Consider the following 7,510-nt stretch of genomic DNA (forward strand, 5'->3'; position numbering starts at 1 on the left):
TATTTATGAAGTAATAATTATTTATGAAGTAACAATTATTTATAGAGTCATGATTATTTATAGAGTCATGATTATTTAAGAAGTCATAATTTTTTATGAAGTAACAATTATTTATAAAGTCATAATTTATTCTAAGTTCATAATTATTTAGTAAGCTATTTTTTGTTCTCAATTTATAAATTAAGGCTTCAAGAAAGAAGATTAATCTTGTTGAATATTATAAACTTATAACAAAAATAATATTATTTAAAATTTCTAAATATAAAAAGTTTTTAGTTTCTATAAATTGCAAGAATAAGTTAGCTACTTTTGAGATTTCAATTTAATATATAAGCTTAAAAGATTTTATAAGAATTGAATAAGGCCTTAAGATTTTATTAAAAAGGATTGAAAATATTTATAATATAAGAGAAAGTTCAAAATGAAATTTAAAAAATAAACTTATTATGAAGCAAGCTGAAACTAGGCAATAAATCTTAATTAATAGGGCCAAAAGATTGATTTTTTTAATCATTTAATATAATATTAAATTTGTTAATGGAGGTCGAAATGAAACTAATATTTGATATAAATGGTGGCGACAATAAGGCTGAAATAATTAAAGGAGCGATTGATGCTTCCAAGGAATTTGACAAAGAAATTATTCTAGTTGGAAGAGAAGATTTCATAAAGGAAAATCTTCAAGAACTAGATTATAATAAAGAAAAAATAGAAATAATAAATGCAAGTGAAAACATAGAAAATAATGAAGAACCTGTCCTTGCTTTAAGAAAAAAGAAGGACTCTTCTATTGTTAAGGCAATGACTTTATTAAAAGAAAAAAAGGCTGATGCCTTAATATCTGCAGGGAGCACTGGTGCCCTATTAGGGGGAGGAATCTTCTTAGTCGGAAGAATAAGAGGGATTAAAAGAGGAGTGCTTCCAACTTTAATTCCAGGACTTAAGTCCAACACACTTGTGATAGATTCGGGAGCAAACATGGACACAAGTCAAGAACTCCTTGAAGAATTTGCAGTTTTAGGTGATATCTTCCTAAGAGAATATTATAAGATGGAAAGCCCTAGAATTGGACTTTTAAATGTTGGAGCAGAAGAAGGAAAGGGAAACAAACTTTATAAAGAGGCTTACCAAAAATTAAAAGAATCTGATCTTAACTTTGTGGGAAACATTGAAGCTAGAGACATAATGGATAATGATGTTGACCTTCTTGTTTGTGATGGATTTGATGGAAATGTCCTTCTTAAATCTATTGAAGGTGTAGTTGACTTTGCAACAAAGAGCGTATTTCACGGAATAGCAACATCAGACCTAGATGATAAGAGCAAAAAAGCCTTCACTGAGTTTTTAATGAATAAATTTAAAAATCTTGATGCTAAAGAAGTTGGTGGAACAATTCTACTTGGAATTGACGGAAATATTATTAAGGCTCATGGAAATTCTGATGCCAAAGCTATAAAAAATGCTGCAAAATATGCAATAGATATAGTAGAATCTAATATTGTAGAAAAAATAAAAGAAAAGGTGGAAAAATAATGAAGGATAGAATTTTACAAATTATTGCTGAACAATTTAATTTTGATAAAGAAGATCTTACAGAAGATATGAACTTCCAAGATGACCTAAATGCAGACTCTATTGAGTTAGTTGAACTAGTAATGACAATAGAAGAAGAATTTGAGACAGAAGTTTCTGAAGAAGATCTTGAAAAACTAAAAACAATTGGCGATGTAATTGAATACGTAGAAGATTTGGAACAATAATCTCATGACCTTTTCCAATTTAAAGAATCTTGAAAAAAAATTAAATTATGATTTTAAGGACAAAGGTCTTTTGAAAACAGCCTTGACTCATTCATCTTATGTAAATGAAAATAAGATGAAACAATATGACAGCAATGAAAGACTTGAGTTTCTTGGCGATGCCATACTTGGCTTGGTTATTGGAGAATATTTTTATAAAAAATTTCCCCATGATCTTGAAGGATCTTTAACTAAGATGAGGGCAGAGTCTGTTAACGAAAAAGTTTTGTTTTTCATTGCCAAGGGTCTAGGCCTTGGAGATTATATAAGATTTGGCAAAGGTGAAGAGAAAAATGGGGGAAGCAAGAGAGAATCAACTTCTGCTGACGCTCTTGAAGCCCTAATTGGCGCAGTTTATTTGGATTCAGACTTCAAGGTAGCAAAGAATATTATTTTAAGTTTATTTGATGAATTCTTAAAGGAAGATGGATATAAGCTTTTTAACATTGATTTTAAAACCATGCTTCAAGAAGAGGTTCAAAAGTCTGGACAGAAAGCTGAGTATAAACTAGTTAGAGAAGAAGGACCTGACAATGACAAGACCTTCTTTACAGAATTATACCTAGATGGAATTTTAGAAGGTAAGGGATCTGGAAAGACTAAGAAAGAGTCTCAGCAGGAAGCCGCCAAAGTTGCCCTTGAAAGGAGAAGGAATGGCTAAGAGAAATATAATACCTATTTTCATTCCTCACTACGGCTGTCCTAATGATTGTGTTTTTTGCAACCAAAGAAAAATTACAGGGATATCTACAGATATTTCAAATAGTGATGTGGAAGATACTATTTTGGAATATCTTTCTTATTTTAAGAGGAAGGATAATGTTGAAGTTGCCTTCTATGGCGGAAGCTTTACTGCCATTCCCCTTGAAGAACAAGTTGGATTTTTAAGAGTTGCCCACTCTTACAAGGAGAAGGGTTTAGTTAAGTATATTAGACTTTCAACAAGGCCCGATGCCATTGAGGAAGAGATTCTAGACAATTTAAAAAAATATGGCGTAGACATAATTGAACTTGGCGTCCAAAGTCTTGACCCAGAGGTTCTAAGATTATCCAACAGGGGACATGATTCTTCTTGTGTATATGAAGCAGCGAGCTTAATTAAGTCCTATGGTTTTAAACTAGGTCTTCAGCAAATGGTAGGCCTTCCAGGAGATGATTTGGAAAAATCACTTTATACTGCCAGAGAATTTGTTAAGTTAGACCCCTATTGTGTGAGAATTTATCCAACCCTTGTTATAAAAGAAACTGCCTTATGTAAAAATTTGGAAAGAGGAAGTTACCAGGCTCTTGAATTAGAGGATTCTATTGGATATGTAGCAGACCTTTTAAATATTTATTATAGGCACAATATTAATGTAATAAGGGTTGGACTTCAGCCAACAGATAATATAAATTATGGTGGCGATATTATTGCAGGAGCCTTTCATCCTGCCTACAGACAATTAGTTGAATCTTATTATTTCAAAAAGGCACTTATAAATTATTTTAGGTCTTCAAATAATATTGAAGATGAAGTTACAATCCTTGCTAATGGGAAAAATATTTCTAATATAAGTGGACAGGGGTCAAAAAACAAGAAAGAAATAATTAAGAAATTAGGAATAAAAAAATTAAATCTTAGACAAGAAGATCTGACTAATTTTGAAGTAAAGATTCTGTCAAAGAAAGACGAAGTTATTGATGTGAGAGATTACTACAGGTGAGTAGATGTTTTTAAAATCCGTTACTATGCAGGGCTTTAAGTCCTTTGCAAATAGAACAAAAATTGAATTAGATAAGACCACTACGGCAATTGTTGGACCTAATGGAAGTGGAAAAAGTAATATTACAGATGCAATAACCTGGGTACTGGGAGAGTCTTCTGCTAAAAACTTACGTGGGGCCAAGATGGAAGATGTTATTTTCTCTGGAACTGACTCAAAAAAGCCTCTTGGTATGGCTGAAGTTACAATCCTTTTTGATAATTCGGATAAGTCACTAAACCTTCCTTATAATGAAGTTTCTGTAACTAGGAGGATGTACAGGTCTCTTGAAAGTGAATTTTTGATTAACAACAAGAAGTGCAGGCTCAAGGACATAAAAGAACTATTTATGGATACGGGAATTGGCAAGGATGGTTATTCCGTTATTGGTCAAGGAAAAATCGAATCAGTCCTAAGTTCAAAGCCAGAAGACAGGAGAAATATTTTCGAAGAAGCTGCAGGAATTTCAAAATATAAGTACAAGAAAGTTCAATCTAAGAACAAACTCTTAAAGACTGAGGAAAATTTAATTAGAATAGAAGATATTCTTTCAGAAATTGAAAGTCAAGAAAAGAATTTGAGGGTTCAGGCAGAAAAAGCTGAAGCTTACTTAAAAGACTATGAAGAATTAAAAATCTATGACATAAACTACTCTTGCAAGGATATGGAAAAACGTGAAGAGGACTTGGCAAATAAGATAGAAGAGCTTGAAGTCCTTAAAGAAGATTCTAAAAAAATCTTAATTAATAGAGAAAGTTTGTCGCAAAACCTTGAAGAAATCCAAGAAAAATTAGAAAAATTGAAGGAAGAAGATGAAGCTTCTAGTGAAAAATTAAATCTCTCAAGGGAAGACTTTGATAAGTTAAATTTAGAAATTAACCTTGATGAAGAAAAAATAAATTCTTTAAAGAAAGATATTGAAAGAATTGGTCTTGAAAATGAAAATCTAGATAAAGACCTACTTGGTTTAAAAGAATCTCTTGAAGAAATCGAAAAAGATAGAGAAGTTTTAAATAAATCAAAGGAAGAAATTCTTGATAAGTTAACAACAAAGGATTCTGTAATAAAAAATTTAGAAGCTGAATTTAAAAACTTAGAAGAAGTAGGCAACTTAAATTTTGAAAATAAAAACAAAGTTAAAAATGAAATTGAAAATATAAAATTTAAGAGCGAAACCCTAAAGGACATTATAGAAGAAAAAAATAATAGGAAGTCTAATTTAGATAAGTCAATTGAAAATCTAAAAGAAAATCAAGCTGAATTTTCAAAGATTATAGATAGAGATTCTTTAGAATTAAAGTCTTTAAAAGAAAAGCTAGAAAAAGATGATCGTGAATTTGAAAAAACCAAAGAAAGCCTTTTAAAGCTTGATGAAGAAAATAAAAAGCTAGAAAACAAATTAATTGGAAAGAAAAACGAAGGAAACGAGATCCTCGCTAGATTAAAAATTTTGGAAAATATGGAATCAAATTATGAAGGTTACAATAGGACTGTCAAATCCTTTATGAATTTTTCTTCTAAAAACAATATTTTTAAGGATTCACTCTATGGTCCAGTGGCAGAGAAATTCTATGTAGAAAAAGAATTTGAAAAAGCAATTTCTGTTGCCCTTGGGTCTATGTCACAAAACATTATTGTGTCATCAACCAAAGATACTTCAGAGATGTTAAAAATCTTGGAAAAAAATAAGATGGGAAGGGCTACCTTCTTGCCTCTGGATAGGGTGTCTGGCAACAAAGTCAATATAAATTCTAAGGAAGATGGAATGGTTGGACTTGCTTGCGACCTAATAAAGTTTGATGAAGTCTTTAAAGGTATCTTTTATAATTTGCTTGGAAGAGTCATAATAGCCGATAACTTCAAGAATGCTTCTAGAATTTCAAAAAAGCACAGGCTTAAAGTTGTAACTCTTAAGGGAGAAGTTTTTAACCCATCAGGAGCAATAACAGGTGGTTCCCTTAATAATTACAATAGTAGCTTTATTTTGCGAAAAAATGAAATTACAGACTTCCAAAATAAATTCAAGGATCTTCAAGGGCAAATCAAGAAAATTGAATCTGAAAAAAATCATCTTGAAGAAAAAATTTCTGAACTCAATGAATTTGCAGAAACTTATATGGAAAAGAGGAATGCTGTTAAATTTAAGATTAGTAACCTTGAGTCAAATATCTATAAAAATAAAAATGACAAGGACCTTAACTTAGAATACCTAAATAAGTATCTAGGAGAAATGGAAGAGTTGGAAGAAAATATAAAGGCTGACTTAAACACCTTAGAAAATAACAAGCTTGAAATTGAGAATAAAAACAAGTTACTTGAAGATCTCTTAAATGAAGTTGACAGCGGAGATAGGCTTGCAGTACTTTCAAAGGAAATCGAAGGATTAAAGACAGAAAAAATTGAAATCCAATTATTAGAAAGAGAAAATAGAGAGAAAATCCTTTATAAGACTAGGGAAATAGATAGGATAAATTCAGACTTATCTTTAACTGGGGAGAAACTTGAGAATAATAAGAAACTTCTAATGGAAGCTCAAAGAAATATTGAAGAAAAGAAAAAATCTAATGATGAAAACAAAAAGTCTCTTGAAGAAGTCAGAAAATCCATTGAAAGTTTGAAGAATCACTTAGAAGAAGTTAAAAAAGATTTAGATGAGAAGAATAAGGATTACTTAGATAAGAGAGAAGAACTTTCAGATTTAAAGGAAAAGTCCTTGGTTATAAGTTCTGAAATGGAAAAGACAGAACTAAAAATAGAAATGAATAGGAATAAAATTTCTAATGAAGTGGAAAGGTTAAAGGAAGATTACGAAGTAGAAGATTATCACGAATTTATTGACGAAAGCCTCAAGGATTTAAAAGAGGGAAGTCTAAGAAGATTAAAGAAAAAAGTTCGTGACTATGACGAAGTAAATATTTCATCGATAGAAGAGTATAGGATAGTTAAAGAAAGATTTGATTTCTACACTTCTCAAAGAGATGATTTAATTCAATCTAAGGAAGAGATTAAATCGATCTTAAGCAAGCTTGACCATGAGATGAAAAAATTATTCAATGAAGCTATGGAAGAAATTTCAGGGAACTTTACAGAAATTTTTAAAATTCTATTTAATGGTGGTCGAGCAGAAATAAGCATTGAGGGAGATGTCTTAGAATCAGGAATTGAAATCAAGGCATCACCACCAGGTAAGAGATTGCAGTCACTTTCACTTTTATCAGGTGGTGAGAGATCTCTTACGGCAGTTGCTCTCTTATTTGCCCTCTTAAAGTATAGACCGGCGTCATTTTGCATCCTAGATGAAATTGATGCCGCCCTAGACGATGCCAACATCAAGAGGTATGCAGATTACCTTCTAACACTAGAAGGAATTCAATTCATTATAATTACTCACAGGAAGCTCACAATGGAGATTGCAAAGACCATGTATGGTGTTACAATGGAAGAGAAAGGAATTAGTAAGTTGTTCTCTGTAAAATTAAAGGATTAGGTGATATATATGTTTAATTGGTTAAAAGATAAATTTAAGAAAAAAGATTCTGAAGAAACAAAAGATATTCATGAAAAACTTGAAGGAGTTTCAGAAGAAGAAAATCTTTCTAAAGAAAATGTAGAGACATCAGAAAAAAAAGAAGATACAAATGAAGTCTTTAAGGATAGTGAAGTAGTTGAAGAAGCCTTAGAGGATAAGGAAGAAAAACCTGTTCAAGAAGAATCCCAAGAAGCAGAAGAAATTCATGAAAAGCTTGAAGAAGTATCAGAAGGTGGAAATCTTTCTAAGGAAGATGTAGAGACATCAGAAAAAAAAGAAGATACAAATGAAGCCTTTAAAGACAATGAAGTAGTTGAGGAAGCCTTAGAGGATAAGGAAGAAAAGCAAGAAGAAATTCAATCAGAAGCAGAAGAAATTTATGAAAAGCTTGAAGAAGTTTCAGAAGAGGGAAATCTTTCTAAAGAAGATGTAGAGACATC

5 protein-coding genes and 1 pseudogene are annotated in these 7,510 nt (G+C 31.1%); all 6 read left to right on the forward strand.

All coding sequences use genetic code 11. The features are described from left to right. The first annotated feature begins 549 nt into the window (after window positions 1-549). Entirely contained in the window at window positions 550-1,533 is a 984-nt protein-coding gene (gene plsX, locus HMPREF3023_RS05650; RefSeq protein ID WP_070701581.1) for a phosphate acyltransferase PlsX, read from the forward strand. Continuing rightward, window positions 1,533-1,760: an acyl carrier protein gene (acpP, locus tag HMPREF3023_RS05655; protein ID WP_070701583.1), complete on the forward strand. Its 228-nt coding sequence runs from the start codon at window positions 1,533-1,535 to the stop codon at window positions 1,758-1,760. Before plsX ends, acpP begins: the two co-directional genes overlap by 1 nt. A 4-nt stretch (window positions 1,761-1,764) precedes the next feature. Next, entirely contained in the window at window positions 1,765-2,460 is a 696-nt protein-coding gene (rnc, locus tag HMPREF3023_RS05660) for a ribonuclease III (RefSeq protein WP_070701585.1), read from the forward strand. Beyond that, window positions 2,453-3,502: an elongator complex protein 3 gene (locus HMPREF3023_RS05665; protein ID WP_070701587.1), complete on the forward strand. Its 1,050-nt coding sequence runs from the start codon at window positions 2,453-2,455 to the stop codon at window positions 3,500-3,502. The genes rnc and HMPREF3023_RS05665 overlap by 8 nt, the downstream gene beginning before the upstream one ends. Window positions 3,503-3,506: 4 nt before the next feature. Continuing rightward, on the forward strand, window positions 3,507-7,028 hold the full coding sequence (gene smc / locus HMPREF3023_RS05670; protein ID WP_070701589.1) for a chromosome segregation protein SMC: 3,522 nt from the start codon (window positions 3,507-3,509) through the stop codon (window positions 7,026-7,028). 9 nt (window positions 7,029-7,037) lie between these two features. Then, window positions 7,038-7,510, forward strand: a pseudogene (locus HMPREF3023_RS09645) (signal recognition particle-docking protein FtsY); the annotation flags it as partial.

Origin of the sequence: Peptoniphilus sp. HMSC075B08 (genome assembly GCF_001815405.1) — a bacterium.
Classification (GTDB): domain Bacteria; phylum Bacillota; class Clostridia; order Tissierellales; family Peptoniphilaceae; genus Peptoniphilus_A; species Peptoniphilus_A harei.